This window comes from Nonomuraea sp. GTA35, assembly GCF_041950525.1.
Classification (GTDB): domain Bacteria; phylum Actinomycetota; class Actinomycetes; order Streptosporangiales; family Streptosporangiaceae; genus Nonomuraea.
The window spans coordinates 1,278,411-1,305,042 of sequence record NZ_JBGNUV010000002.1 but is presented as its reverse complement, the minus strand read 5'-3'; the positions used below and the strand labels follow the sequence as shown (position 1 = coordinate 1,305,042).

General features: G+C 72.7%; 24 protein-coding genes. 10 read left to right on the top strand and 14 right to left on the bottom strand.

Going from position 1 to position 26,632, the window contains the following annotated elements; translation table 11 throughout:
- Positions 1 to 72: 72 nt before the first annotated feature.
- A complete protein-coding gene (locus tag ACBJ32_RS12670; RefSeq protein WP_375126844.1) occupies positions 73 to 426 on the top strand; it encodes a DoxX family protein in 354 nt (117 codons plus the stop codon).
- Here ACBJ32_RS12670 and ACBJ32_RS12665 read toward each other — a convergent pair.
- The 4 genes from ACBJ32_RS12665 to ACBJ32_RS12650 all read right to left on the bottom strand — a co-directional run bounded on the left by ACBJ32_RS12665 (position 423) and on the right by ACBJ32_RS12650 (position 6,913).
- Positions 423 to 2,198, bottom strand: coding sequence for an NAD+ synthase (locus ACBJ32_RS12665; protein ID WP_375126843.1), 1,776 nt, complete (start codon positions 2,196 to 2,198; stop codon positions 423 to 425). The two genes, ACBJ32_RS12670 and ACBJ32_RS12665, sit on opposite strands and share 4 nt — an antisense overlap.
- Before the next feature lie 52 nt (positions 2,199 to 2,250).
- On the bottom strand, positions 2,251 to 3,702 hold the full coding sequence (locus tag ACBJ32_RS12660) for a BTAD domain-containing putative transcriptional regulator (protein ID WP_375126842.1): 1,452 nt from the start codon (positions 3,700 to 3,702) through the stop codon (positions 2,251 to 2,253).
- 49 nt (positions 3,703 to 3,751) lie between these two features.
- Complete coding sequence (locus tag ACBJ32_RS12655; protein ID WP_375126841.1) at positions 3,752 to 5,605, bottom strand: sensor histidine kinase; 1,854 nt, start codon at positions 5,603 to 5,605, stop codon at positions 3,752 to 3,754.
- Positions 5,606 to 5,731: 126 nt separating this feature from the next.
- Positions 5,732 to 6,913, bottom strand: coding sequence for an MDR family MFS transporter (locus ACBJ32_RS12650; protein ID WP_375126840.1), 1,182 nt, complete (start codon positions 6,911 to 6,913; stop codon positions 5,732 to 5,734).
- A 59-nt stretch (positions 6,914 to 6,972) separates the two neighbouring features.
- Here ACBJ32_RS12650 and ACBJ32_RS12645 point away from each other — a divergent pair, with 59 nt between their 5' ends.
- Positions 6,973 to 7,947, top strand: a complete 975-nt coding sequence (locus ACBJ32_RS12645; RefSeq protein WP_375126839.1) for a DUF5937 family protein — start codon at positions 6,973 to 6,975, stop codon at positions 7,945 to 7,947.
- Between the two features lie 56 nt (positions 7,948 to 8,003).
- On the opposite strand, the gene ACBJ32_RS12640 is transcribed toward ACBJ32_RS12645, so the two are convergent.
- Together ACBJ32_RS12640 and ACBJ32_RS12635 are read right to left on the bottom strand one after the other, a co-directional pair.
- Positions 8,004 to 9,074 (bottom strand): terpene synthase family protein, encoded by a 1,071-nt coding sequence (locus ACBJ32_RS12640; protein ID WP_375126838.1) that lies wholly within the window; start codon positions 9,072 to 9,074, stop codon positions 8,004 to 8,006.
- Between the two features lie 23 nt (positions 9,075 to 9,097).
- Entirely contained in the window at positions 9,098 to 9,643 is a 546-nt protein-coding gene (locus tag ACBJ32_RS12635; RefSeq protein WP_375126837.1) for an EF-hand domain-containing protein, read from the bottom strand.
- A gap of 156 nt (positions 9,644 to 9,799) precedes the next feature.
- On the opposite strand from ACBJ32_RS12635, the gene ACBJ32_RS12630 reads away from it, so the two are divergent.
- Positions 9,800 to 11,161 carry a glutamine synthetase family protein gene (locus ACBJ32_RS12630; protein ID WP_357865650.1) on the top strand — a complete coding sequence of 454 codons (1,362 nt, stop codon included), beginning with the start codon at positions 9,800 to 9,802 and terminating at the stop codon, positions 11,159 to 11,161.
- Between the two features lie 57 nt (positions 11,162 to 11,218).
- Here the strand turns inward: ACBJ32_RS12630 and ACBJ32_RS12625 are convergent, their stop codons facing one another.
- Together ACBJ32_RS12625 and ACBJ32_RS12620 are read right to left on the bottom strand one after the other, a co-directional pair.
- Positions 11,219 to 11,560 carry a YciI family protein gene (locus ACBJ32_RS12625; protein WP_375126836.1) on the bottom strand — a complete coding sequence of 114 codons (342 nt, stop codon included), beginning with the start codon at positions 11,558 to 11,560 and terminating at the stop codon, positions 11,219 to 11,221.
- Positions 11,561 to 11,577: 17 nt separating this feature from the next.
- On the bottom strand, positions 11,578 to 12,192 hold the full coding sequence (locus tag ACBJ32_RS12620; RefSeq protein ID WP_357865653.1) for an ATP-binding protein: 615 nt from the start codon (positions 12,190 to 12,192) through the stop codon (positions 11,578 to 11,580).
- Between the two features lie 443 nt (positions 12,193 to 12,635).
- Here ACBJ32_RS12620 and ACBJ32_RS12615 point away from each other — a divergent pair, with 443 nt between their 5' ends.
- Positions 12,636 to 13,349, top strand: a complete 714-nt coding sequence (locus ACBJ32_RS12615) for a PaaI family thioesterase (RefSeq protein ID WP_375126835.1) — start codon at positions 12,636 to 12,638, stop codon at positions 13,347 to 13,349.
- Positions 13,350 to 13,404: 55 nt separating this feature from the next.
- Here ACBJ32_RS12615 and ACBJ32_RS12610 read toward each other — a convergent pair whose 3' ends face one another.
- Positions 13,405 to 14,259 (bottom strand): alpha/beta hydrolase, encoded by an 855-nt coding sequence (locus ACBJ32_RS12610; RefSeq protein ID WP_375126834.1) that lies wholly within the window; start codon positions 14,257 to 14,259, stop codon positions 13,405 to 13,407.
- Positions 14,260 to 14,280: 21 nt separating this feature from the next.
- Here ACBJ32_RS12610 and ACBJ32_RS12605 point away from each other — a divergent pair, with 21 nt between their 5' ends.
- Positions 14,281 to 14,955: a type 1 glutamine amidotransferase gene (locus ACBJ32_RS12605; protein ID WP_375126833.1), complete on the top strand. Its 675-nt coding sequence runs from the start codon at positions 14,281 to 14,283 to the stop codon at positions 14,953 to 14,955.
- Here ACBJ32_RS12605 and ACBJ32_RS12600 read toward each other — a convergent pair.
- Positions 14,942 to 15,448, bottom strand: coding sequence for an HXXEE domain-containing protein (locus ACBJ32_RS12600; protein ID WP_375126832.1), 507 nt, complete (start codon positions 15,446 to 15,448; stop codon positions 14,942 to 14,944). The two genes, ACBJ32_RS12605 and ACBJ32_RS12600, sit on opposite strands and share 14 nt — an antisense overlap.
- An 87-nt stretch (positions 15,449 to 15,535) precedes the next feature.
- On the opposite strand from ACBJ32_RS12600, the gene ACBJ32_RS12595 reads away from it, so the two are divergent.
- The 3 genes from ACBJ32_RS12595 (at position 15,536) to ACBJ32_RS12585 (ending at position 20,103) form a co-directional block, all read left to right on the top strand.
- A complete protein-coding gene (locus ACBJ32_RS12595) occupies positions 15,536 to 18,463 on the top strand; it encodes a bifunctional [glutamine synthetase] adenylyltransferase/[glutamine synthetase]-adenylyl-L-tyrosine phosphorylase (RefSeq protein WP_375126831.1) in 2,928 nt (975 codons plus the stop codon).
- A 76-nt stretch (positions 18,464 to 18,539) separates the two neighbouring features.
- Complete coding sequence (locus ACBJ32_RS12590) at positions 18,540 to 19,556, top strand: hypothetical protein (protein WP_375126830.1); 1,017 nt, start codon at positions 18,540 to 18,542, stop codon at positions 19,554 to 19,556.
- A 19-nt stretch (positions 19,557 to 19,575) separates the two neighbouring features.
- The gene (locus ACBJ32_RS12585) at positions 19,576 to 20,103 is read left to right on the top strand and encodes a GNAT family N-acetyltransferase (protein ID WP_375126829.1); all 528 of its coding nucleotides are present in this window, start codon (positions 19,576 to 19,578) and stop codon (positions 20,101 to 20,103) included.
- Between the two features lie 7 nt (positions 20,104 to 20,110).
- Here the strand turns inward: ACBJ32_RS12585 and ACBJ32_RS12580 are convergent, their stop codons facing one another.
- Positions 20,111 to 20,953 (bottom strand): LysR family transcriptional regulator, encoded by an 843-nt coding sequence (locus ACBJ32_RS12580; RefSeq protein WP_375126828.1) that lies wholly within the window; start codon positions 20,951 to 20,953, stop codon positions 20,111 to 20,113.
- 72 nt (positions 20,954 to 21,025) lie between these two features.
- Between ACBJ32_RS12580 and ACBJ32_RS12575 the strand changes: the two genes are divergently transcribed.
- Positions 21,026 to 22,270 (top strand): MFS transporter, encoded by a 1,245-nt coding sequence (locus ACBJ32_RS12575; protein WP_375126827.1) that lies wholly within the window; start codon positions 21,026 to 21,028, stop codon positions 22,268 to 22,270.
- Positions 22,271 to 22,291: 21 nt separating this feature from the next.
- The gene (locus ACBJ32_RS12570; RefSeq protein WP_375126826.1) at positions 22,292 to 23,041 is read left to right on the top strand and encodes a B3/4 domain-containing protein; all 750 of its coding nucleotides are present in this window, start codon (positions 22,292 to 22,294) and stop codon (positions 23,039 to 23,041) included.
- 25 nt (positions 23,042 to 23,066) lie between these two features.
- Here ACBJ32_RS12570 and ACBJ32_RS12565 read toward each other — a convergent pair whose 3' ends face one another.
- From ACBJ32_RS12565 to ACBJ32_RS12555, 3 genes are all read right to left on the bottom strand, one after another.
- The gene (locus ACBJ32_RS12565; protein ID WP_375126825.1) at positions 23,067 to 24,020 is read right to left on the bottom strand and encodes a teichoic acid biosynthesis protein C; all 954 of its coding nucleotides are present in this window, start codon (positions 24,018 to 24,020) and stop codon (positions 23,067 to 23,069) included.
- 100 nt (positions 24,021 to 24,120) lie between these two features.
- A complete protein-coding gene (locus ACBJ32_RS12560) occupies positions 24,121 to 24,636 on the bottom strand; it encodes a hypothetical protein (RefSeq protein ID WP_357865676.1) in 516 nt (171 codons plus the stop codon).
- Positions 24,637 to 24,811: 175 nt separating this feature from the next.
- Complete coding sequence (locus ACBJ32_RS12555; RefSeq protein ID WP_375126824.1) at positions 24,812 to 26,632, bottom strand: discoidin domain-containing protein; 1,821 nt, start codon at positions 26,630 to 26,632, stop codon at positions 24,812 to 24,814.

Sequence of the window (26,632 nt, the reverse complement as noted above, 5' to 3'; positions counted from 1 at the left end):
TCAGGTTATGGATGCGGGTATTGGACGCCCGTGGCGGGCCCGGCAAGGCTGGGGGGAAAGGAGGTGCGAAAGATGTACGGCGCTTATCTGGCGGTGACCTTCATGACGATCGCGGCCAACGTCTGGGCCGCCGCGGCGGACGTGGCGCGCGCCAGGTTCGTCCTGGCCAACTCCAGCGAGCTGGGTATCGCGAGCTCCTGGCTGCCGCTGCTGGCCGCGTTGAAGGCCGCGGGGGCGGCGGGGCTGGTCCTCGGGCTGCTGGGCGCGCGCTTCCTCGGGCTCGCGGCGGCGGCCGGGCTGGTCGCGTACTTCGCGGGCGCGGTCGTCGTGCACGTCCGCGCCCGCGTGTTCCACAACTTCGCCTATCCGGCGGGCTTCCTGGCCCTGGCCGTGGGGTCGCTCGCGCTCGGAGCGGCGACGGCCTAGCTGGTGCTCTCCCGCCAGCGGTTGGTGATGGGCAGGCGGCGGTCACGCCCGAAGTTCTTGGGCGTGATCTTGGGGCCGGGCGGGTACTGGCGGCGCTTGTACTCGGCCAGGTCCACCAGCCGGATCACCCGCGTCACCAGCGCGGGATCGTGCCCGGCCGCGATGAGCTCCTGCGAGCCCATGTCCTTCTCGACGTAGTCGTCCAGCAGCCGGTCCAGCACCTCGTACGGCGGCAGCGAGTCGGTGTCGCGCTGGTCGGGACGCAGCTCCGCGCTCGGCTCCTTGGTGATCGAGTTCTCCGGGATCGGCCGCTCGGCCTGGAGCAGGAAGCCCGGGCCGGAGTTGGCGTTGCGCCACCTGGACAGCTCCCAGACCATCGTCTTCGGCACGTCCTTGATCGGCGCGAAGCCGCCGGCGGAGTCGCCGTAGAGGGTGGAGTAGCCGGTGGCCAGCTCGCTCTTGTTGCCCGTGGTCAGCACCAGGTGGCCGTGCTCGTTCGACAGGCCCATGAGGATCATGCCGCGCACCCGGGCCTGGAGGTTCTCGGCGGCCAGGCCCGACAGCTCGATCTCCTTCTCGAACGCGCTGACGATGTCGGCGATCGGCACCACCTGCGCGTTGACGCTCTGCCTGCGCACCAGCTCCTCGGCGTCGGCCAGCGAGTGGTCGGAGGAGTAGCGGGAGGGCATGAGCACCACGTTGACGCGCGAGGGGCCGATGGCGTCGGAGGCGATCGTGGCGGTCAGCGCGGAGTCGATGCCGCCGGAAAGGCCCAGGATGACCGACTGGAAGCCGTTCTTGGCCACGTAGTCGCGCACCGCCAGGACCAGCGCCGAGTAGACCTCGGCGTGCAGGTCCAGCCGCTCGGGGACGGCGGAGGGCACGGCGGTGTACGGCGCGACGGGCTCGGCGGACAGCACCAGCCGCTCGACCGTGATCGTGGAGCCGTCGCCCGCGTCGTACGGGTACGTGCCCGGCTCGGCGTCGGAGACGGGCAGGCCGTCGAGGTCCACGACCAGCAGCTCCTCCTCGAACTGCGCGGCCCGCGCCACCAGCTCGCCCGACGCGTCCACCACGATCGAGTCGCCGTCGAAGACCAGCTCGTCCTGCCCGCCGACCTGGTTGACGTAGACCAGCCCGCACCCGGCCTCGCGGGCCCGGCGCACGCACAGCTCCAGCCGTACGTCGTCCTTCTCCTTCTCGTACGGCGAGGCGTTCGGCGCCACCAGCAGCCCGGCCCCCGCCTGCCCGACGACGGACACGGGGCCGCCCTCCTGCCAGAGGTCCTCGCACACCGCGATCGCCACGTCCACCCCGTGCAGCCGGAAGATCGGCAGCCGGTCGCCGCGCACGAAGTAGCGGTACTCGTCGAACACCCCGTAGTTCGGCAGGTGGTGCTTGGCGGTCCGGGTGACCACCTCGCCCTTGTGCAGCAGCGCGGCGGCGTCGAGCGGGGCTCCCTTCGGCTGGCCCACGCGGGGGGCCAGGCCGGCGCGGTCCACGTAGCCGACGACCACCGGCAGGTCGCCCAGGCCCTCCTGCTCCAGCCTGCGCGCCACCTCCTCCAGCGTCCGGATGCTGGCGTCCACGAAGGAGGTGCGCAGCACGAGGTCCTCCACCGGATAGCCGGTGAGGAACATCTCGGTGAAGACCACGAGATGGGCCTCGCGCTCCGCCGCGTCGCGGGTCCACGCGATCAGTTTGTCGGCGTTGGCGCTCAGGTCGCCGACGGTCGGGTTCGTCTGTGCCAGGGCAATGCGGAGTTGTGCCACGTGAACAGCCTAGTACGCCCCGATTTTTATCGTCAAAGCGACGAAAAGCCGGTCATTTCGCCCCTGGGGTGACCAGGCCCGACTCGTACGCGGCCATCACGAGCTGCGCCCTGTCGAACAGCCCGAGGTGCTCCAGCAGCGACTTCACCACCAGGCCCACCTCCTCCTCGGGCAGCGCGAGCGTCTGCCCGATCTGCCGGTTGGTCAGCCCGCGGGCGACGAGCTTGAGCACGTCCAGCCGGTCGTCGGGGAGCCCGGCCAGCGCCGGCGGCGAGGCCGGGTCGGTGCGCCCGGTGAACGCCGAGATCAGCCGCGTGGTCACGGCCGGGTCGATGAGCGCGTCGCCGGCCGCCGCGGCCCTGATCGCGGCCAGGATCTGCTCGGGCGGCGAGGTCTTCAGCACGAACCCGCTCACCCCCGCCCGCAGCGCCGCGTACAGGTTCTCGTCGCTGCCGAACGTCGTCATCATGACGACCTTCGGCGGCCGCTCCCCGGCCAGGATCCTGCGCGCGGCGGCCAGGCCGTCCAGGCGCGGCATCTGGATGTCGAGCAGCACCACGTCGGGACGCGTCTCGCGGACGGCCGTGATCGCCTCCTCGCCGTTGGCCGCCTCGCCCGCCGGCGCGAACCCGGCCTCGCTGTCCAGCATGGCCTTCAGCCCGGTACGCACCAGCGCCTGGTCATCGGCCACCAGCACGCGCAGCACCCCGCCGTCCACCGCGGGCTCGGCGGGGGGCTCGACGGAGGGCTCGGTGGCGGGCTCATCCAGGCGCTGGGCCAGCATGTCGGCCTCCAGCCGCTTCAGCCCGGCCGACAGGTCCAGCCCCAGCTCGTCCCGCCACACGGCGCGCGCCCTGCGCAGCGCCGCCAGCGCGTCGCCCTGGCGCCCCATCCGGTAGAGCGCCACGGCCAGCAGCCGCCACGCCTCCTCCCGCAGCGGGTGCGCCGACGCGTGCGCCTCCAGGTCCGCCACCAGCGACGTCGCCCGGCCCAGCGCCAGCCCGGCGTCGGCCCGCCGCTCCACGGCGATCAGCCGCAGCTCCTCCAGCCGCCCGGCCTCGGTCGCGGCCCAGCTCAGCTCCGCGAACTCGGCCAGCGCCGGCCCCCGCCACAGCTCCAGCGCCGTGTCCATGGCCGCCCACACCTGCGCGGACGTGCCGTCGGACTTCACCAGGCTCTCGAAGTGCCAGGCGTCCACCTGCTCGGTACGGGCGCGCAACGCGTACCCGGGCGGCGCGGACACCAGCACCCCGGCCTCCTCGCGGGGCGCGCGGCCGGGCTCCAGGGCGCGGCGCAGCCGCGAGACGTAGCCCTGGATCGTGGACAGGGCCTGCGCCGGCGGGTCGCCCGGCCACAGCTCGTCGATGAGGGTGTGCACGGGCACGGCGCGGCCACCGGCGACGAGCAGGCGCGCGAGCACCGCCCGCTGCCGCTGGCCGCCGAGGTCGAGGGGGGCGCCGTCGGCCCAGGCCTGGAACGGTCCGAGAGCGGTGAAGGTCAGCATGTCAGGCGTAACTGTAGAGGCAGAACGGGTCTGGGTATATGGGGAAATATCAGAGAGGCAGCTCGGCGTCGACCACGGTGCCCCCTCCCTCCGCCCCCCGCACGACACAGGTGCCCCCCAGCTCGGCGGCCCGCTCGCGCATCGAGCCCAGCCCGACCCCCGCCCGCGCGTCCGGCGGGATCCCGCTCCCGTCGTCGGTGACGGTGATCCGCAACGTCTCCGCCCGCCGCAGCGCGACCGCGATCGTGGCGGCGCCGGAGTGCTTGCGGGCGTTGGTGAGCGCCTCCTGCACGATCCGGTACGCGGCCACCTCGACGGCCGCGGGCAGCCCGTCGAGGCCGCCGGAGACCTCGACCGGCGTGCCGGCCAGCTCCGCCACCGCCCCCGCCAGGCCCAGCTCGTCGAGCGCCGGCGGGCGCAGGCCGTACACGAGCTGCCTGATGTCGCCGCTGACCGCGTCCATGCCGGCGCGCAGCTCGGCCAGCAGCAGGTCAGCGCGCTCGGGCGCGCTGCGCACGGACAGGCGGGCGGCGTTGATCGACATGGCCATGCCGGTGAGCGACTGGCCGAGCCCGTCGTGCAGGTCGCGGCGCAGCCGCCGCCGCTCCTCCTCGCGCGCGGTCAGAATGCGCTCGCGCGAGCGCTGCAACGCGGCCGTCAGCCGCACCGCGTGCGCCGCGTCGGCGATGTACGGGGTGAGCGTGGCCAGCACCCGCTCGTCGTGCGCCGCGGGGAACCTGCGCCTGTCGGTCGGCCCGACCAGCAGCAGCCCGACCGGCTCGCCGTGCCACACCAGGGAGATCACCCGCGCGGGCGGGCCGAGCGAGCCGGAGGTGGTGGTCGTGCCGTCCAGCTCGACCGCCACGCCCGTCACCGACAGGCCCTCGCGCAGCGTGTCCAGGGTGGCCAGCAGCCCGTGCACCGGGTCGGCGTGCTGCAGCCGGTGCCGCAGCCGCCTGGCCAGCGTGCCCGGCACGCCGGTGCTGCCGTACAGCAGCCGGTCCACGCCGCGCTGCATGCCGCGCCGCATCGGCTGGAAGGCCGCCCCGGCGAACACCGCCGCCGCGATCCCGGCCACCTCGTCGACCTCGGCGAGGAACAGGCTGCTCGCGGCGCTGACCGCCACGTACACGCCGGTGGTCACGATGATCAGCGCGGTGCCGATGAGCGCGCGGGTGATCAGCGTGTCGATGCCGAACAGCCGGTAACGCAGCACCGCCACCGCGATGGCCGCCGGGATCAGCGGGATGAACAGCGTCGCCAGCCACCAGAACGGATCGCCCAGCATCCACGGCACCAGCAGCCCGGGCAGCGCCACCACCAGCCACAGGAGCTGGCGCCGCTCGGCCGCGTCGCCCCGCCTGAACCGCACCACCAGCGAGACGAACGCCAGCGCCATGGCCGCCGACACCATCCAGTGCGCGGGCTCCCGCAACGTTCTCTGCCCGCTCAGCGCGCCGGCCCAGTCGAGTGCCACGCCCATGACGGCCAGGACGACCACCCAGCGCCAGCGCCTCGACAGCAGCCTGCCGGCCGGGTAGAGCAGGGGGAGCAGCACGCCCAGCGCGAGCTGCAGCACGTGCCAGGTGAGGTTGATCAGCGGCCAGCCCACGGCCGCGTGCCCGAACAGCAGGTGGAACGTGTTCGCCGACAGGATGTTGGCGGCGGCGCTCAGCCCGCCGACGCACAGCAGCCAGCCGATCACCAGCCGCGGCCTGCTGTTCACGAGGATCGCGCCGAAGACGGAGAACGCCGTGCCCGCCACGTCCTCGGGGGCGAGCGGCAGCGGAGTCCAGGACGGTTGCGGCAGTTGCGCCGTCACCCAGATGTCGGCGAGCTCGAACACGACGGCGAGCGTGGCCATGCCGATCGCCACACTGCGCGCCAGACCTGCGTGGCGCATCCCACCGCCCTTCCCACCCCATGATCGGGGTGAAAATTACCGGTGGGCTGCCAACGTCCGATCAAAATTTTCTCAACGTGCTCCGCACCTGGTCGGAGCAACGATAGCGGGCCGCGGCCGGCACGGTCAGCGGCGCCGGACGGCGGGGCCGAGCAGCAGCATGCCGGCCGCCGACGCCAGGCCGACCCCGCCGATCGTGAACCACAGCGCCCCCGAGCCCAGCTCCAGCAGCGGCCCGCCGAGCAGCGGCGCCAGCACCGCCGACAGCGACCACGAGAACCCGAACAGCCCCGAGTACCGCCCGCGCAGTTCGGCGGGAGCCAGCGCGGCCACGATGGCGCCGGGGATCCCGGCCGTGACGATCTCCCCGGCCGTCCAGATCACGATCGTCACCGCCAGCCCGAGCACGTTGGTCACGTACGCCGTCATCGCGAACCCGACGCCCATCACCGCCAGCCCCAGCGCGAACGTGCGCGCCGGGTCCCTGCGCCCCAGCCACCCCGACACCAGCGGCTGCACGACGACGATCAGGATCCCGTTCAGCGCCATGGCCACCCCGAACTCCTGGGGCGACAGCTTCACCACGCCGGTCATCGCCACCGGCAGCATGGTCATCGTCTGCGAGTAGACCAGCGCGTTGCCCAGCGCGACCAGCGTGAACCCGACCATCACCCGGTCGCGCAGCACCACCCCGAACCCGCCCGTCACCTGCCTGGTCTCGGGCACCGCCCGCCACACCAGCACGGCGAAGACCACGCTCGACACCGCGTCGATCCAGAACAGCCAGACGAACCCGAGCCCGGCCAGCCATCCGCCGGCCGTCATGCCCACCGAGTAACCGAGGTTGATCGCCCAGAACAGCAGCCCGTACGCCCGGGGCCGCTCCTCGGCCGAGACGAGGTCGGCGACCAGCGCGTTCGAGGCCGGCCGGTAGACGTCGATCACCAGCCCGAGCGCGAACATCGAGGCCAGGATCGCGGGCAGCGAGGTGCTGTACCCCAGCGCCAGCATGCAGGCGGCCGTGGCCAGCATGCCGCCCGACAGCGTGGCCCGGCGCCCGATCCGGTCCGCGAGCACGCCCGCGACGAGCTGCGACAGCAGCGAGCCCGCGCCGAACACGCCCATGACCAGGCCCGCCGCGGCCACGGACAGGCCGCGGCTCTGGGTCAGGTAGACGCCGGTGAAGGGCATGACCATGGTGCCCAGGCGGTTCACCAGCGTGCCGCCCCACAGTGCCCAGAACGGGCGGGGCAGCCCGCCGATCTGGGACTTGAGGAAGGAGGGCCTCTCGGCAGTAGTGCTTGACACGCCTCATAGGGTGAGATTTCCGGTTTCGCGGTGCGAACGATTTAGCGCACACTAAAAGCATGTCCATCACCTGGGCGCTGAGGCCGGAGGACGTGGCGCGCATCCGGTTCGCCTTCTCCCCGATGTGGGAGCTCGTGGCCAGCCTGCGCACCCTCCAGCAGCCCGCCCGGCAGTCGATCCACCTGCCCTGGCTCAAGGCCGTGCGGCCCCGCCTGGCCGGGCTCGACCTGTCCGAGCTGTTCGCGCTCGTGCCGCCGAGCGGCTATCTGGCCGACTTCATCACCCCGCCGCCCGACACGCCGATGCCCGACTTCGCCGCCGAGCTGGACCGGGTCAGGCGCACCGACCCCGCGCTGGCCCGCGAGGAGGCGCTGAAGGTGCGCGGCACGGACCCTGCCGTGATCCAACGGTTCGTCGCCGACCCCGAGGCCGGGGTGTCGAGGGTGGCGGACGCGCTGGAGGCGTACTGGGAGGGGTGCTTCGCCGAGTTCTGGCCCCGCGTGTACGCCCTGCTGGAGCGGGACGTGCTGCGCCGGTCGCGGCAGCTCGCCCAGGGCGGGGCGCGCGAGCTGTTCGCCGCGCTCGACCCGGCCGTGAAGTGGACGGGGGAGCTGCTGCTCGTCGACCGGCCCTGGTGCGCGTCCGGCGGGCTGCACGGCGACGGGCTGGTGCTGGTGCCCAGCGCGTTCTACTGGCCAGCCGTGGCCGTGATGACGGCGCCGTACCAGTCGATGCTCGTCTACCCCGTGCAGGGCGTCGGCACGCTGTGGGAGCAGGGCCCGCCGCCCGCGCCGGGCGCGCTCGCCGCGCTGATCGGCCGGAGCAGGGCCGCGATCCTGCTCGCGCTCGCCGAGCCCGCCACCACCTCGGCGCTGGCCGTCCGCATGTCGCTCACGCCCGGCGCGGTCAGCCAGCACCTCGGCGTGCTCAGCGGCGGCGGGCTGGCGGTGGGCATGCGGATCGGCAAGCAGGTCGTCTACCGCCGCACCCTGGCCGGCGACATCCTCGCCGCCGGCCCCAGGGCACACGCGTAGCGCGCGCGGGCCTCACGCGTAGCGCGCGCGGGCCTCACGCGTAGCGTGCGCGGGCCTCACGCGTAGCGCTGGGACTCCAGGAGCCAGTCCAGGTGCGCGCGCGGCGCGGCCAGGTAGGCGCAGGCCACCTTGCTGACGTCCCTGGCCGCCTTCGGCGCCAGGTCGTCCAGCGGCAGCCGCCTGGCCGCCTTGCGCATGTCCTGGCAGCGCGCGGCGATCCGGTCCAGCACCCAGGCCGTCGCCTCCCGCTCGCCCAGGCCGAGCTGCCGCATCGCCAGCACCACGAAGTTGTGCACGTCGCCGCGCTCCTTCGGCCGCGAGGCCACGTCGTTGCACCAGGCCGTGACGTCGCTGCAGGCGCTCACGAGCTGCTGCCACGGGTCAGACTCGTGCACCCAGACCGGCACCTCCACCCGCAGGCACGGCTCCACCAGGTCGTACAGGTACGGGCCCACCGTGCCCCTGCGCAGCGCCGGATACTCCTCCAGCGTCGGCATCCGCCCCGCCGCGCGGTTCTCCGCCTCGGCGCGGCAGGCGTCGTACTGGCGCTGCAGCCCCACCGCGAACCTGGCCCGCCACTGGTCGCTCATCCGCACGCTCGTCACCCGCCACAGGTCGGCGAAGGCCGCCTCCAGCGGATGGCAGGAGGTGCCCTTGAGCATGCCGTGGAAGATCTCCAGCGGGCCCGAGCGCTCGTCCAGCTCGTCGTCCAGGTGGAACAGCCAGGTCAGCCACTGCGCGAACAGCGCCGCCGCGGCCGCGTCGAACTCGGCGAACGCCCGGCCCGCCATCCGGTGGTAGCCGACACCCGGATCGGCGCGCAGGCCGGTACGCCTGGCCCAGTCGATGACCGCGGCCTCGATCGCGTACACGGCCGGGTGCATCCTGCACGGCGCCGCCATCGCGGGCACCCGCTCGGTGAGCGGCAGCAGCGCCAGCGCGGCCGAGCCGCCCCTGCGCGGCAGCGGCAGCAGGGACGTCAGGGCCGAGCGCAGGGCGGTGCGCGCGGTGGTGAACACCGTGGCGAACACGGTGGTGGTCGTGGCGGTGCTCACGGTGTCCTTCGCGGTGTCCTTCGCGCTGTCCTTCGCGGTGTCCTTCGCGGTGTCCTTCGCGGCGCTCTTCACTGGAGTGTTCTTCACCGTGCTGTTCACAGGGGTCCGAAAAGCCAGTTGCCGGCGGCGTTGGGGTCGTCGCCGCGGTAGTAGTCGGCGGCGGCCGTGACCAGCTCGTCCACGGTGAGCACGCCCCTGCCCGCCCGGTCCAGCCGGTCGAACGCCTGGTCCACGTCGTCGTAGGCCACCCCGAACGCGCACAACATCGTGCGGAACTCGCCCGGCCCGATCTCCCCGTCGTCGTCGCCGTCGCACAGTTCCGCCACCGCGACCGTGGCCGGCTTGAACACCGGGTCGTACTGGTCGCCCGTGACGAACGCCGCCGTCATCCCGCGCAGGAAGTCCGGCCGCGCGATGCCGCAGTCGCCGTCGCGCTCCAGCGTCTCCGACAGGGTGGACCAGATGCGGTCGAAGCCGTCCACGAGACTCGCCCCGGCGACCGAGGTGGGGGACTCCCCGAAGCCCACCAGGATACGGGCGCCCAGCCCCAGCAGGTCCTCGCGCTCGACGACGCCGTTGCCGCTCGCGTCGATGTGGTCGAACGCCCGATCGAGCTTGTGATTGAGCAGGTCGATAGCCACCAATGCCTCCCCCGAGACTGACTGCGTGATCACAGTAAGTCGGGGCGGGCCCTTTGTCAGCGAGGCTCGCACCGGCACCCCCCGTAACGTGTGCGAAACACGGACACGGCATGCTGGTGTGTACACCTGTACTGTCCGTACGAACGAGGGGATGCCGTGGACCGCCAGCAGGAGTTCGTGCTCCGCACGCTCGAGGAACGCGACATCCGGTTCATCCGGCTGTGGTTCACGGACGTGCTCGGCTTCCTCAAGTCCGTCGCGATCGCGCCCGCCGAGCTCGAGGGGGCCTTCGCCGAGGGCATCGGCTTCGACGGCTCGGCCATCGAGGGCTTCGCCCGCGTCTACGAGTCCGACATGCTCGCCAAGCCCGATCCGGCCACGTTCCAGATCCTGCCCTGGCGCAGCGAGACGCCGGGCGCGGCCCGCATCTTCTGCGACATCCTCATGCCCGACGGCACGCCGTCGCACGCCGACCCGCGCTGGGTGCTCAAGCGCACGCTCGCCAAGTGCGCCGACATGGGCTTCACCTTCTACACCCACCCGGAGATCGAGTTCTTCCTGCTGAAGAACCGTCCCGAGCCGGGCGAGCGGCCCGAGCCGATCGACTCCGGCGGCTACTTCGACCACACGCCCCACAGCTCCGGCCACGACTTTCGCCGCCAGGCGATCATGATGCTGGAGTCGATGGGCATCTCCGTCGAGTTCAGCCACCACGAGGGCGCGCCCGGCCAGCAGGAGATCGACCTGCGCTACGCCGACGCGCTCACCACGGCCGACAACATCATGACCTTCCGCCTGGTCATGAAGGAGGTCGCGCTGGAGCAGGGCATCTGGGCGTCGTTCATGCCCAAGCCGTTCACCGAGCACCCCGGCTCCGGCATGCACACGCACATGTCGCTGTTCGAGGGCGACCGCAACGCCTTCTACGAGGCCGGCTCCGACTACCGGCTGTCCAAGATCGGGCGCTCGTTCATCGCGGGGCTGCTGCGGCACGCCGCCGAGATCACGGCCATCACCAACCAGTGGGTCAACTCCTACAAGCGGCTCTGGGGCGGCGCAGAGGCCATCGCCGGGCAGGGCGGCGAGGCACCCTCCTACGTGTGCTGGGGCCACAACAACCGCTCGGCCCTGGTCCGGGTGCCGATGTACAAGCCGCACAAGGGCGGCTCGACCCGCATCGAGTTCCGCTCGCTCGACTCGGCCTGCAACCCCTACCTGGCCTTCGCGCTGATCCTGGCCGCCGGGCTGAAGGGCATCGAGGAGAGCTACGAGCTGCCGGCCGCCGCCGAGGACAACGTCTGGACGCTGACCAGCGCCGAGCGGCGCGCCCTCGGCATCCAGCCGCTGCCCGGCTCGCTCAACGACGCGATCGAGGTCATGGAGCGCAGCGAGCTGGTGGCCGAGACGCTGGGCGAGCACGTCTTCGACTTCTTCCTGCGCAACAAGCGCAGCGAGTGGCGCGAGTACCGGCGCCACGTGACCGAGTTCGAGCTCGGCCGCTACCTGCCCGTGCTCTAGCCGGAAGCCCGGCCGGCCGAAGGCCCCGCCGGTGGTGGCAGGGCCCTCGGCTCGCGCTCAGCCCCAGAACTCCCGCACCTCGATCGGGAGCGTGCTCGCCGCGGCCAGCTTGCGGCCCCAGTCGAGCGCCGCGTCCCGGCCGGGCGCCTGGATCACGGTGAAACCGCCGATGTGCTCCTTGCCCTCGGTGTACGGGCCGTCCATGGTGAGCACCTCGCCGCCGCGCGGGCGCAGCACGGCCGCCTCCCCGGGCGGCCGCAGCCCGCCGGAGAAGAGCCAGGCGCCGGCGGCCTTCATCTCCTCCTCCAGCGCGCCGAGGTCACGCATGATCGGTTCGAGGATCTCGGGGCCGGGAGGCTCGCCGTCGGGCTGGTAGATGGTGAGCACGTATCGCTGCATGGATTCGCTCCTTCCGCTCAGCCCTTGTACGAACGGCGCGGGCGCGGATCGACACCCGGCGCCGGATCGAACACGATCGCCTCCAGCAGCCCCGCCTCCGCCCGGTTCACGATGTACGCCCCGGCCGCCGGAGCCGGGTCACCGCCCTTGACCCGCGCGAGCAGGCTGTCCCACCTGCGCTGGTGCCGGGCGAACGTCCTGGGCGCCACCACCCGGCCCCTGGCCCGCTGCCCCGCCAGCGCCTCGCCGGGCGGCGCGTCCAGCAGGAGCAGGTGGAAGCCCGCGCCGTACCGGCGGGCCAGCCAGGCGAAGCCGCGCAGCACGTACGGGCCGCAGCCCCGGTTGTGCGCGACCACCGAGTGGCCCTGGGTCAGGGCCTGCCGGATACGGGTCAGGTGGGTGACGAACACCACGGCGCGGCGCACCGGGTAGGGCGCCCAGGTGATCCGGCCGTCCCAGTGCCGCCTGGACTGCGAGGAGTCGATCACCACGACCGCGCCGGAGGTGACGGGCAGGCTCTCGGCGCCGTGCATGCCGTACAGGCGGCGCAGCAGCGTGGTCTTGCCCGCTCCCGGCAGCCCCGTCAGGATGACCAGGGCTCCCGGCGGATACCGCAGCCTCGCCCCGTCCACACGCAACACCCTCCCCCGCCCGGTGCGCCCTACGCTACCTCTGCCGCGCCAGCATAGGGCGTGTGGTCCCAGCCTCTCCGAGGATGAACCGAGACGCGCACGACGCTCCTTGATCGGGGAGAATCGGCCGTTTGGTCGCGGCAGGCGGGAAACCTCGTTAAGGTACTGCCAACGCCTTGATCGGCCTCACTCCCGGAGCGGTTCGGAGTGAGGCCGATTTTCGTTGCTTCTGACCCCCGAGTCACATCCGAGCGATGTGCGGCGCCTAGCGTCTCGTTACCCGGTGGAGGGAAGTTTCGGGCCCCTTCAAGGCGTTATGGAGACGTACCGAGCGGCCACCGGACCCCCGCATCCTAGGTAAACCGGGCGTCCAGTAAAATCGGCCTGCTCTTTATGATATTTCCGGACTTTTCGCCTGGCGTGGCGATATAGGAGGGTGTGGCATGACGACGGCTGCCCTGCAGACCGTGTTGACCGTTCCCGAGCGCTTCCGTGGTCCCGTGGGCGTCGCCAACGGCGGCTGGATCGCCGGCACCATGGCCGAAGCGCTGAACGGTGGACGATCAGCCGTCGAGGTCACGCTGCACGCCCCCACGCCGCTGGAGACGGAGCTGCGGCTGGAGCACGTCGCCAACACGGTCTCCCTCTCGCACGGCGACAAGCTGCTGGTCGAGGCGATCCCCGTGGCCGAGGAGCTGCAGGGCCCCGGATTCGTGCCGTTCAACGACGCCGCCCGCGCCGAGGCCGGGTTCGCGGGGCTGAAGGCGCACCCGTTCGCGGAGTGCTTCGCCTGCGGCCTGCGCGAGCCGGGCGACGGCCTGCGCATCTTCCCCGGCCCGGTGGAGGGCACCGACCTCGTGGCGGCCGGCTGGCGGGTGCCGTTCACCGTGAGCGGCGAGGACGGCGTGCCCGCCTCGATCGTGGGCGCGGTGCTCGACTGCATCACCGGCTGGGCGCACTTCGGCCCCGGTGAGAGCGCCCTGCTCGGCCGCCTGGCCGTGCAGATCAACCGCCCGGTGCTGCCCGGCGGCCGCTACTCGGTGGTGGCCCGCCCGACCGGGCGCGACGGCCGCAAGATGTACGGCCAGAGCGCCATCTACGAGGTGGACGGCACGCTGGTCGCCGCCGCCCGCGCCACGTGGATCGCGCCACGCTAGACCGCTCGCACGAAGGCCCCCGAGCCGCCGCTCGGGGGCCTTCGCCGTCGGGACGTCAGGCCGGCGAGGTGAGGCGGTCCACCACCGTGGCCACGCATCGCTCGTCGAACAGGATCGTGTAGTGGTTGCAGTCCGGCACCACCTCGTCCCGCAGCCCGGGCAGCCGGTCCGCCCACGGCCGCACCAGTTCGTCGGGCAGCATCCCTGTCGGCTGGTCGAGCAGCCCGCGCGGCGCTCTGAGCAGGTACAGCGGCGAGGTGATCGCCGTCAGCGCCGCCGCGATGGCCTCCCGCTCCAGACGCAGCCACCGCCCGTCCTCCAGCACCGCCTCGCCCGCCGCCCGCGACCGCAGCGCGCCTTCGGGCCCCGTCAGGTCGTAGCGCACGTACGCCTCCACGTCGGCGTTCCAGCGGCCGGCGAAGGCGGGGTGCGCCTTGAAGAAGCCGACGTACGCCTCCGCCGAGGGGAACGTCTGCCGCAGCCGGGCCAGTGCCGGGCCCAGCGAGGCCTCCAGTGCCGCGTCGGGGTCCGTGCCCTCGGGGATCGGCGGCAGCGGGATGCCGCCGTCCACCAGCACCACCCTGGCGAACGCGCGCCGCGCGCCGGCCAGCGCCGCCACGTACGCGCCCATGGAGTGCCCCGTCAGGACCGCGTCCGGCCCCGCTCCGACGTGGTCGGCCACGCGCAGCACGTCCTCGGCGTGTCTCGGCAGCCCGTACGGGCCGGGCAGGGACGCGCTGTGCCCGCGCCCGCGCAGGTCCATGGCCACCAGTGACCAGCCGTCCGGCAGCCGCCGGCCCACCGCGGCCCACGCCATCAGGGACGCCGTGATGCCGTGGACGGCGATGATCGTGCGCGGTCCCGTGCCGAACGTGGCGATCCGCAGCCCGTCGACCTCATCAATCCTCATAAACACCACATAATTACGCATATGCGAATCACCGTCATCGAACACGAGGCCGAGGCCGGGCTCGGCTACCTCGCGCAGTGGCTGGGGCTGGACTGCGAGGTCGTGCGGCCGTACCTGGGGCAGGAGGTCCCCGCCCGGGCGCAGGACGGGCTGATCGTGCTCGGCGGCGCGGCGGCCGCCTGGGAGGACGAGCGCAGCCCCTGGCAGCCCGCCACCCGCGACCTGCTCCGCCGGGCCGTCGATGACGCCACCCCCACCCTGGCCGTCTGCCTGGGCGCGCAACTGCTCACCATGGCCTGCGGCGGCACCGTCGAGCGCGGCGCGAACGGGCTGGAGGTGGGCGCCCGCGAGGTGGTGGCGCTGCCCGCCGCCGCCTCCGACCGGCTGCTGTCGGGCATCGGCGCCGCCGTTGCCGTGCAGTACCACCAGGACGCCATGACGCGGCTGCCCGACGGGGCGGTGCCGCTGATGACCGGCTCCCAGTACCCGAACCAGGCCTACCGGCTGGGCGAGGCGGCCTGGGCGGTGCAGTTCCACCCCGAGGCCACGCCGGAGATCTTCGCCTCGTGGACGGCGGGGTCGGACCTGGACGCGGCCGAGGACCTCAACGCCGAGGTCAAGGCCGCCGAGAGCGACCTCGTGGCGACCTGGCGCCCGGTGGCGCGGGCGTTCGCGGACGTGGTCAGGAACGCCTGAGCCTCGCCCGGCGTGCGGTCAGGGCGTGCACGCCCGCCAGGAGCAGCGGGAACGCCGCCACGGCCGCCCCGGGGCCGCGCGCCGGCACCCCGGCCCGCCGCAGCCGCCGCCACGCCCACACCGAGTAGGGGATCACCACGACCGGCGCGGTCACCATTCCCGGCGTGTACCCCCGGAACAGCGCCGCCTGCGCGAGATGCACCACCCCGTGCACGCCGAACCCGGCCAGCGCCGCCTGGAACACCGCGCTCCGCCCGCCCGTACGCGCCCCCAGCCCCGAGGCCACGGCCATCAGCCCGCCCATCAGCCCGACGGCCACGCCCGCGTGCGCCTGCGACATCTCCATCCGCTCCCACGGCACCCGCGGAAGGCGCTCCTCCAGCCGGGGCCGCGCCGTCCGCGTCCACCGCGCCATGGTGGCCAGTTCCTCGGCGTCGTGCACCGCCCAGGCGGCCAGCAACCCCCACGCCACCCCCGCGGGAACCCGTCCCATCACATCCTCCTCGCCTCGCGCAAAACGCAACGCAACGTTGCGTTCGCATGTTACGGCGAAACGCGCAAGAGCTGTCAAGATGGAGGCGTGCCCAGGATCGAATCCACCGCCGCGCGGCTCGCGAAGCTCGGCTTCGCCGACGGAGCCAGGGCGGCGCAGCTCGTCCGCCAGTCGGAGGCCGGCCTGGACGACATCCTGGAGTCCCTGGTCGACGTGGCCGACCCCGATCAGGCCCTGGTCTCGCTGACCCGCCTGATCGAGCGCGAGCCGGCCGTGCTCGACGCCCTGCGCTCCGACGAAGGGCTCAAGGGCAGGCTCCTGGCCGTGCTCGGCGTCAGCGCCGCGCTCGGCGAGCACCTCGTCCGCCATCCCGGCCAGGTGGCCCGGCTGGCCGAGCCCGCTCTGGGCGAGGCCAGGGCCGAGCTGCTGCGGGCGGTCGGCGCCGAGCCCGGGGAGAGCGAGCCCCGCGCGGCCGAGGGCGGCACCGGCGCGCTGACGGCGCTGCGCGTGGCCTACCGGGGCCGCCTGGCGCACCTGGCCGCCCGCGACCTGACCGGCCAGGCGACGCTCGGCGAGGTCACCGCCGAGCTGTCCGAGCTGGCGGGCGCCGCGCTGGAGGCCGCGCTCGCCATCGCCCGCACCGAGGTCGAGGCCGACGAGGTCCGCTTCGCGGTCATCGGCATGGGCAAGTGCGGCGCCAGGGAGCTCAACTACATCAGCGACGTCGACGTGATCTTCGTGGCGGAGCCGAGGGAGGGCGCCGACGAGGCCAAGGCGCTGCGCGCCGCCACCCGGCTGGCCCAGGCCATGATGCGGGCCTGCTCCACGACCACGCCCGAGGGCTCGCTGTGGGAGGTGGACGCCGGGCTGCGCCCAGAGGGCCGCTCGGGGCCGCTGGTCCGCACGCTCACCAGCCACCTCGCCTACTACCGCCGCTGGGCCAAGACGTGGGAGTTCCAGGCGCTGCTCAAGGCCAGGCCCGTGGCGGGCGACCTGGAGCTGGGCGCCGCCTACGTCGAGGCCGTCAACGAGATGGTCTGGACGGCCGCCACCCGCGAGCACTTCGTCGAGGACGTGCAGGCCATGCGCCGCCGCGTCGAGGCCCACGTGCGGGCCGAGGGCGAGCGGCAGCTCAAGCTCGGGCCAGGCGGGCTGCGCGACATCGAGTTCGCGGTGCAGCTCCTGCAGCTCGTGCACGGCAGGCTCGATCCGCTGCTGCGCCGCAGGGGCACGCTCCCGGCGCTGGCGGCGCTCTCGCGGGGCGGCTACGTCGCCCGTGACGACTCGCGCGGGCTGGCGGAGGCGTACTCGTTCCTGCGGCAGGTCGAGCACCTGCTGCAGCTCCACCGGCTGCGGCGCACCCACATCGTGCCCACGGAAGACGCCGACCTGCGCAGGCTGGGCCGGGCGCTGGGCATGCAGGCCGACCCGGTGGGGGAGTTCACGGCGCGGTGGCGGCGGCACGCGATGGAGGCGCGGCGGCTGCACGAGAAGCTGTTCTACCGGCCGCTGCTGCAGGCCGTGGCGCGGCTGCCGGAGTCGGAGGCGCGGCTGTCCACCGCCGCCGCGGCGGCCCGGCTGGAGGCGCTCGGCTACGTCGATCCCAGGGGCGCGCTGCGCCACATCGCCAACCTGTCCACCGGCGTGTCCAGGCGGGCCGCCATCCAGCGCACGCTGCTGCCGGTCATGCTCGGCTGGTTCGCCGACACGCCCGACCCCGACGCGGCGCTGCTCGGGTTCCGGCAGGTCAGCGACAAGCTGGGCAGCACGCCGTGGTACCTGCGGCTGCTGCGCGACGAGACCGCCGTGGCCGCCAGGATGGCCCGGGTGCTGGGCACCAGCCGCTACGCCACCACCCTGCTCATGCACGCCCCCGACGCGGTGGCCATGCTCGGCTCCGACGAGGAGCTGGCCGTGCGCCCGCCGGAGTCGCTGCTCGGCGAGGCGTCCGCCGCGGTCACCCGGTACACGGGCGATCCCGAGACCGCCGTCACGGCGGTGCGGGCGCTGCGGCGCAAGGAGCTGTTCCGCACGGCCGTGGCCGACATCTCCGGCCTGGTCGACATCGAGACCGTCGGAACCGCGCTGTCGCGGCTCAACGACGTGACCCTGCAGGCCGCGCTCGACGCCGCACTCAGCAAGGCCGCGAACGTCACCTCCTTCGCGATCATCGCCATGGGCCGGCTGGGCGGCCTGGAGTGCTCGTACGCCAGCGACGCCGACGTCATGTTCGTGCACTCGCCGCTGCCCGGCGTGGCCGAGCGCGAGGCCACCGACGCCGCCTTCGCCGTCGCCAACGAGCTGCGCAGGCTCCTGTCGCTGCCCGCCCCCGACCCGCCCCTGCTCATCGACCCCGACCTGCGCCCGGAGGGGCGCCAAGGGCCGCTGGTGCGCACGCTGGCCTCGTACCGGGCCTACTACTCCCGCTGGTCGTCGCCGTGGGAGTCGCAGGCGCTGCTGCGCGCCCGGTTCTCGGCCGGGGACGCCGAGCTGGGCGCGGCGTTCACCGCGATGATCGACGAGCTGCGCTACCCGCGCGGGGGCCTGCCCGACGACGCGGTCAGGGAGATCCGGCGGCTCAAGGCCCGCATGGAGGCCGAACGGCTGCCGCGCGGCGCCGACCCCGCCCTGCACACCAAGCTCGGGCCCGGCGGGCTGTCGGACGTGGAGTGGGTGGCGCAGCTCCTGCAGCTCCGGTACGCCGGCGCGCGGCCGTCGCTGCGCACCACCCGCACACTGGAGGCGCTGCGGGCGGCCGTGGGGGAGGGGCTGCTGGCTCCGGCCGACGAGGCGGTGCTGGCGGAGGCGTGGCGGTTCGCGTCGCGGGTGCGGGACGCGATCATGCTGGTGAAGGGGCGGCCGGGCGACAGCGTGCCGCGCGACGCGAGCGAGCGCAGGATGCTCGCCCAGACGCTCGGGTACCCGCCGGACGGCTCGGAGGACTTCCTCGACGACTACCGGCGCGTCACGCGGCGGGCCCGCAAGGTGGTGGACCGGGTCTTCTACGGCGCCTGACCTTCGAAGGCAATGCCGTGCGTCATTGCGGTGACACGCGGCGTGGGTGTAGTAAAGCGCCGTGTTATCCGTTTACGTGGATCTGGCCCTCGGCCTGGTGGTGGCGTTCCTGCTGCTGTCGCTGCTGGTGAGCGGGCTCAACGAGGCGTTCGTGCGGGTGCTGTCCATCCGCAGCAAGTTCCTGTGGGCCTACCTCAGGGACACCATGGACGGGGTCGAGGCGAAGGCGCCGTCGTGGCTGCCCGGCAGTGTCCGGGACGTGCTGCTCGTGCTGCCGTTCGGGCGCGACCCCCGTCCGAGGCACAGCGACAGGCCGGCACCCGTCGAGGTCGGCAGGATGCCCGAGACGAAGACCAGCGACTCCATGATGATGGATCTGCTCTACGCGCGGGTGAGGGAGATCGACCACGGCAAGCGGGGCAGGACGAGCATCGCGAACATCCCGCCCGAACGGTTCGCGGTGGCCGTGATGGAGCTGGCCACGATGGAGAACGGGGAGATCCCGAAGTTCCTGGAGAAGCTGCGGAAGGTCGACAGCCCGCTGTACGGCCATCTCAAGGGCGTGTGGGAGAGCGCGCAGGGCGACCTCGACCGGTTCAGGAAGGGGGTGGAGAGCTGGTTCGACGGGGAGATGCAGCGGCTGTCCATGCTGTACAGGCGCTACGTCAAGTGGGTGGTGGCCGTGCTGGGCGCCGTGGTGACGCTGCTGTTCTCGATGGACGGGTTCGAGTACGCCAAGACGCTGCTGCGGGACAACGCCTACCGGACCTCGGTGACGGCCGTGGCCGAGGCGGGGCCCGATGCGTACGACGAGCTGAGGCGGCAGTGCACGGGCGGCGACCCGGTGCCGTGCGTGACTGAGCTGCTCAGCGAGCCCGCCCTGGTCAAGATGATGGGGCAGGCGATGGTCAGCGTGTCGATCCCGGCGCAGGGCGAGCCGAGCGTGCAGGGGAACTTCCCGGTGTGGTGGGACCGGATCATCACGCCGAGTCACTGGCCGGGCTTCCTGCTGACGTACGTGGCGCTGCTGTTCGGGGCGCCGTTCTGGTGGGACGTGTTCCGGCGCATCACCGGGATCAGGCCGCGGCGCTGAGCCGCGTACGCTGGACCGGATGGAGACGGAACGGCTCATCATGCGCAGATGGCGCGAGGAGGACCGGGCGCCCTTCGCGGCCATGAACGCCGACCCCGAGGTGATGGAGCACTTCCCCGCCCGGCTCACGCGCGCGGAGAGCGACGGGCTGGTGGACAGGATCGAGGCGCAGTTCGACCGGCTGGGCTACTCGTTGTGGGCGCTGGAGGTGCGGGAGAGCGGGGAGTTCATCGGCTTCACGGGGCTCGCGCTGCAGACGTTCGAGGCGCCCTTCCTGCCCGCGGTGGAGATCGGGTGGCGGCTGGCGCGCCCGGCCTGGGGGCACGGGTACGCGATCGAGGCCGCCAGGCGGGCGGCCCGGTACGCCTTCGAGGAGGCGGGGCTCGACGGCATCATCTCGATGACCGCCGTGACGAACGTGCGCTCCCAGGCCGTGATGCGGCGCCTGGGCATGACCAGGGACCCGGCCGAGGACTTCGACCATCCGCGCGTGCCGGAGGGCAGCCCGCTCCGGCGCCACGTGCTCTACCGGCTCAGGCGCCCGTGATCCCGGTTCACGCCGTGCTCATGGCGTACAGGACGTCGCGCAGGGACGGCTCGCGCTCGCGCATCCAGACCAGCCGCAGCGCCAGCGCGGGCGCCTGGAGATCCAGCTCCACCAGCGCTCCCGAGTCCACCTCCGTCCCGAGGGCGAAGTCCGGCAGCAGCGCGGCCCCCAGCCCCTGCCTGGACCACTCGCGCGCGGTGGTGATGCTGGTCAGCTCCCTGCGCGGCACCTGCGTGCCGAACACCTGATCGGCCGCCAGCCGGATCGAGCAGCCGGGCGGGCTCACCAGCAGCGGCTCCCGATCGCCGCCGGGCGCCGCGACCAGCGACAGCCGGACCTCGCCCAGGTCCACGTGGTCCATCCCGGCGGGCCGGTCGAACCCCAGCCCGCCGACCCGGTCGCCCAGGTCCAGGAGCAGCGCCGCGTCGAGCCTGCCGCCCGCCACCGCTTCCAGCAGCGGCTGCCTGGTGTGCGATTCGACGCTCACGTCCAGGTCGGGACGGCGCTCGGCGAGGCGGCGGATCACGGCGGGGAGCTTGGCGGCGGCCAGCATCTCCAGCGCGCCGATCCGCACGCGGCGGCGCGCGCCCGTCACGGCCCGCCGCACCTCGTCGGCGTGGTCGAGCAGGCCCTGCGCCCGCGCCAGCAGCGCGGTGCCGGGCTCGGTCAGCCGCATGCCCCGGGGTGTCCGCTCGAAGAGCGGGACCCCGAGGCCGGCCTCCAGCCTGCGCACCTGTTCCGACACCGACGCGGGGGCCAGGCCCAGGCTGTTGGCGGCCGCCGTGACGGAGCCGGACGCGGCCACTGCCACAAAACTCCTCAAATGCCGCAATTCCACGCCTGCCAGCATACGGTTTTCCCGAACGCTCCCCACGGCTGCGCCTGTTGAGGCACGATGCCGCGTTTCAGCAGGCTGAGGGGCATGTTTGGTTTCTCCCTCGCCTACTTCCTGGTGATCCTCGACACCACCGTCCTGACGATCGCGCTGCCCGACCTGCGGGCCTCGCTCGGCGGTTCGGCGGCCGGCCAGCAGTGGGCGGTCAACGCCTACACGGTGGCCTTCGCCGCCTGCCTGCTGACCGGGGGAGCGGTCGCCGACAGGTACGGCGCGGCGCGCGTCTTCAAGCTCGGCGTGGCGGCCTTCGGCGTGGTCTCGCTGCTGAGCGCCGCCGCCCCCGACCTCGGCGTGCTGATCGGCCTGCGTGCCCTGCTCGGGGTGGCGGGCGCGCTCTGCACGGGCGGCTCGCTCGGCCTGCTCGCCGAGATGTTCCCGGAGCGCGCCGCCCGGGCCCGCGCCACCGGCCTGTGGGCGGCCATCACGGGCAGCGCGCTGGCAGCCGGGCCGCTGCTCGGCGGCGTCCTCGTCGACCTGTACGGCTGGCGCGCCGTCTTCCTGCTCAACCCGCCCATCGCGCTGATCAGCCTGCTGTCCATGCGCAGGGTCGTCTCGCCGCGTGGCCGCCGGGTCATCGACTGGTGGGTCCAGGTCCTGGCCTGCGTCTTCCTCGGCCTTGTCGCCGAGGCCCTGATCGGCTCCGCACCCGTGGCCGGCCTGCTGGCCCTGGCCGTCCTGGCCGCCCTGGTGCTCGCGGAGCGGCGCAGCCACGCGCCCGCGCTGCCCGGCGGCCTGCTCGCCGCCACCTGGCCGGAGCTGCTGGCGGGCACGGTGGCGAACTTCGCCTTCTCCGGCGCCCTGTTCGTGCTGACGTTGCTCCTGCAGGACACCCGTCACCTGAGCCCGATGGCCACCGGGCTGGCCTTCCTTCCGCTCACGCTGCCCATGACGGTGAATCCCCTGCTCACCGGCCGCCTGGTGGCCCGCTACGGCCCGCGCCCGCCGATCCTCGGCGGCCTGGCCCTCGTCGCGGCGGGCCTGGCCGGGACCGCGCTCACCGGCGTGCTGACGCCCTGGCTCGTGGTGCTGGGCTTCGGCCTGTCGTTCGTGCTGCCCGCCCTGATGGCCGGGATGGTCAACAGTGCCCCGCCCGGCACGGCCGGCGCGGCGGGCGGCGTGCTCAACGCCTTCCGCCAGGTCGGCGCCACCCTCGGGGTGGCGGTCATGGGCGTCATCGGGCGGCCCCTGCTGGTGGCGGCCGTCCTGGCGGCGCTGACCTGCGCGGGCTACGCCCTGGCCGCGCGCCGCGCCCGCTCGGCCGCCACCGCCTGACGGGGTGATCGGAGTATCGTGATGCCCAGCCAGAGCGGCCACGACGATGGGGTGCACGTGTTCTTCCAGCATTCGAGCGACATCTGGCGGGATTTCCCCGAGCTGGTCCCGGGGGCGCTCTACGCCGAGGGCATCACCGCCGCTGTCGGCCCGGGTGCCGCCCTCGACGCCCGCATCGCCGCGCACGCCGAGCGGGCCGCCGCCAGGCTGGCGGGCGCCTCCGAGGGCGAGCTGCCGGAGATCCAGGCGTGGCGGCGCGCCTTCACCAGGATGGGGCTGAAGCCGACGCAGTACAGATGCGCCTCGGAGGCCCTGCTGCGCCGCTTCAGGAAGGAGGGCTCGCTCCCGCGCCTCCATCCCCTGATCGACCTGTGCAACGCGGTCTCCGTCAGCTACGCGATCCCCGTCGCCGTCTTCGACGTCTCCAGGATCACCTCGTACGTGGAGGTGCGGCACGCCACGGGCGACGAGACGTACCTGACCTTCGGCGGCGAGACGGAGCACCCGCCGGCAGGCGAAGTGATCTTCGCTGACGCGGAGGGCAGGGCGCACGCCCGCCGCTGGACCAACCGCCAGAGCGGCCACTCGGCCGTGCGCGACTCGACGGCGAACGTGCTGATCGTCGCCGAGGCCCTGCACGACACGGCGGCCAGGGACGTCGGCTCGCTCCTGGCCACGCTCACCGACGAGCTCAACGGCCTGTGGCCCGTCACCCCGAAGTCGGCGATCCTGACCCCAGACGCGCCGCGGTTCGAGTTCCCCGGGCAGTGAGCCCGCACGGCCCGGCCGCCCCGGTTCAGATCAGCTCGGTCTTGTAGAAGATGCTCGCCAGCCGCGGCCCCGGCTCGGAGGCCAGGCCCAGGCACAGCCGCGGCGCCCCCGAGACGATCTGGATGCCCATGCCCTCCGGCTCCCGGAAGTTCAGCGACTTGCCCGCCACGCTCCTGGCCCGCTGCACCTGATCCCCGGTCCGCAGGTCCAGGCAGGTGAGGTAGGTGTTGCCGGGGGGCGGGCTGATGTCGTAGGAGTTGCCGGTCAGGATGTAGACGAAGTTGCCGTAGGCCGCGTACCCCTGGAAGGTGCCCAGGCCGCCGGGCTGGGCGATGTCGTGCAGCTTCTGGGGCGAGCCCGCCTTGACCGACGCCAGCGAGAACACCGCGAACCGGAACGAGCCCCCGTCCCAGTACCGCATCACCAGGCGGCCGGTGGACGGGTCGATCGTGCACGTCGTGTTGGAGGCGCCCGCGACCGGCGAGTACTTGGTGAGCGCCGAGGACGAGGTGGTCAGCGTCTGCCCGTTGACGAACCTGAAGCGGCACAGCCTGGTGCCCCGGGAGCTGCCGTCGCTGGACACCCCGTCGGTCTCCGTCCACAGGTAGGCGGACGACCCGGACGGCTCCACGCCGATCTGGACGCCGTGGCCGAAGCCCATGAGGTACATGTGGCCGAGGATCGTGCCCGACAGGCTCAGCTTGGTCACGCACAGGTGGCCGGCCGCGTCCGAGCCCGCGCCGTTCTTGACCTGGACGGTGTAGATGTGGCCGTGGGCGTTGTCGATGGCGAACGACTGCATGACCGTCTCGTCGTACAGGGCCTTGCGCCAGATCAGCGACGTCGACGGGGCGGTCAGCTCGAAGCGGCCCTCGGCGGCCGAGGCGGCCCGCGCGGGCGCCAGCGCGGTGGTGGCGGCGACTCCGGCGCCGAGCTTGAGCAGCCCCCTGCGGGTGACCGGAAGCGGGGAGATCGTCATGCGGCATCCGTTCGACTCGGGTCAGTGCGTGATCAGCACACCCTAACGGCAGGCGCGCGAAGCGGCCCTCCCGCCCCGGGACGGGAGGGCCGCCGATCACTCAGCTCTCGCAGTTGACCTCGGTCTCGGCCGTGCACGAGTCGAAGCCGTCGCCGCCCTGGGCGCTGTCCACGCCGGCGTTGCCGGACAGGAAGTCGTTCCCGGGGCCGCCGTCGAGGAAGTCCCTGTCGGACCCGCCGGAGAGCCTGTCGGTCCCGGCGTTGCCGATCAGGGTCGTGTCGATGGTGGTGGAGCTGACGCGGACGACGTCGTCCCCGGACCCCATCCTGGCCTGGACCGTCAGCTGCGTGGCCGGGCAGGACACGACGGCCCCCAACTGGACGCAGGGGGCGCCGCCCGAGGTGACCGAGTGCAGGACCGAGCTGATCCGCACGCTGTTGCCCGATTGCACGACGTCGATGCTGTCGTTGCCGGTCGTGCCCTGGATGATCACGATCCCGCCGACGACCCTGGCCGTGGCCCCGGCCGCGTGTGCGGGTGCCGCCAGAGCGGCCGTGGCCCCCAGGGCGGCGGTGGTCAGCGCGAGCGCGGCGAACTGCCGACGAACACGGAACATTGGGTTTCTCCTGAATCTTGTACACGGAATTTCGTACGCCGTGAAGTGAAGCAGGAGGTTTTGCGATGCTCCGTGTCTTAATCCATGAATAAGGTGTGCTTTCCGGTATATCGCGGGAAAAATCCGCCGGGAGCCCGCGGCGAAGGAAGGAACCCCGCCGCGGGGCGCGGGACGGCTAGCTGCCGGCCTCGTACGGAATGATCTCGGACAGGGCGGAGGCCCCGCCCATGCCGTAGTCCACGCGCAGCCGCACGTACCGGGCCGGGACGCCGTTCATGTCGACGTCGTTCGGTTCCGTCAGGCGCGGCCACTCGACCTGCTTGACGTCGGTGAACGTCGTGCCGTCGGTGCTGATCTGCACCATGCCCTCAAGAACGGTGCCGTTCATGTTGGAGCGCAGCTTGGGCTGGAACCGCACCGCCGACAACGTCCTGACCTTGCCCATGTCGACCGTGATGTAGTGGGGCTGCGGCGCGACCTCCGGATAGTAGGAGTGGTAGTCGGTCAGCGGGTTCCCGTCCACGGCGTTGCCCGGGTCGCCGATGCCCGGCTTGAACGTGGTCGCGGTCGCGCTGAGCTCGGCCGGGGGGACGCGGACGCCGGCCGGGGCCGCACGCCAGACGTCCTGCGCGCTCGCGGGCTCCTCGCTGACGGCGGGCCGGTCGGGGCCGGTCCCCCTGCCGCGGATCAGCACGTCGGTGATGACCGAGCCGTGGTCGGAGTAGAACGGGAAGGGCCGGTCGAGCCGGCTGTCCTGGTGCCGGGGCAGGCGGCGCACGTCGGTGCGGGAGCCGAGGACGCGCACGTCCTTGCCGCGCGCCCAGACGTAGTCGATGCGGCCGGGCGTGGCGGTGAAGCCGCTCAGCGGGCTGAACGTGCGGCCGGGATAGCGCCCGGCGTCGGGGTTGGCGTGGCGGAAGGTGTCGATGAAGCCCGCGTCGGTGTACAGCTTGGTGTACGGCCACGGCAGCGTCAGGCCGCCGTGCCCGCGCGCGTTCGCGAACTGCTCGGTCCAGTCGAGGTACGGCAGGGCGTTGAGGTCACCGCCCATGAGCACCGGGGCGTCGTCGTCGCCGATGAACGACGGGATGGCCTTCTGCAGGATGGCCTTGCCCATGGCCATGCGGCGCTGGTGGTCGTTCTGCAGGATCTGCTCGTCGGTCTTCGTCCGGGCAAAGCCGTGCAGGTTCTCGATGGCCGCGGTGTGGGTGTCGCCGGGGCTCCAGCCGTCGTGCCAGGTCCACATGCTGAAGGCGTGCACGTGGTCGCCGTTCGGCAGCCCCAGCCGGGCGCCGCCCAGGTTGAAGGAGGAGATGTCGGCGTCGGCGTAGCGCGGGTAGACCTTCTCGATCTTGAGCTTGGTGTAGAGCCACAGGTTGTCGCCGTTGGCGCTGTAGTCCTCCGGCGTGGTGAGCCGCACGGCGGAGAAACGATCGTCCGCCGGCCGCCCGGCGTTGAGCCCGTCAAGGATCTTCTCGCCGGATCCGTACGCCTCGACCACGAAGAAGACGTCGGGATCGACCTCGTTGAGGTACTCGATCATCTGCGCCAGGTTCTCGCCGGTCGTCTCCTGACGGTTGATCGTGCCGCCGACGAACAGGTTCCACGCCATCAGCCGCAGCGGCGTGCCCACGAACCTCTCCGGGATGGAGCTGACCTTGACGTCCACCGTCACGTCCTGCTCGGGCAGCACGAAGGGCCGGCTGCGCACCTGCCCCTCACGGCTGTAGACCGTGTCACGGGCCCAGACCCGGTCACCGCTCCTCACCGTGGTGCTGAACTCCGCCACATGGCGCAGGCGAGGCTTGGCGGTCGTCACCACCGTGCAGGTGCTGCCGGGCCGGTCGCCGTCGCAGTCGAGCTGGTACGTGGCGGGGATCGGCACGGCGGGCCGGAAGGCGATCCGCCGCGCCACGGGATCGGCGGCGGCGGGAGCCGGGGCCAGTAACCCGGCGAGGATCAGGGCGACGGCCATGGAAGGGACGGATCTGCGCAT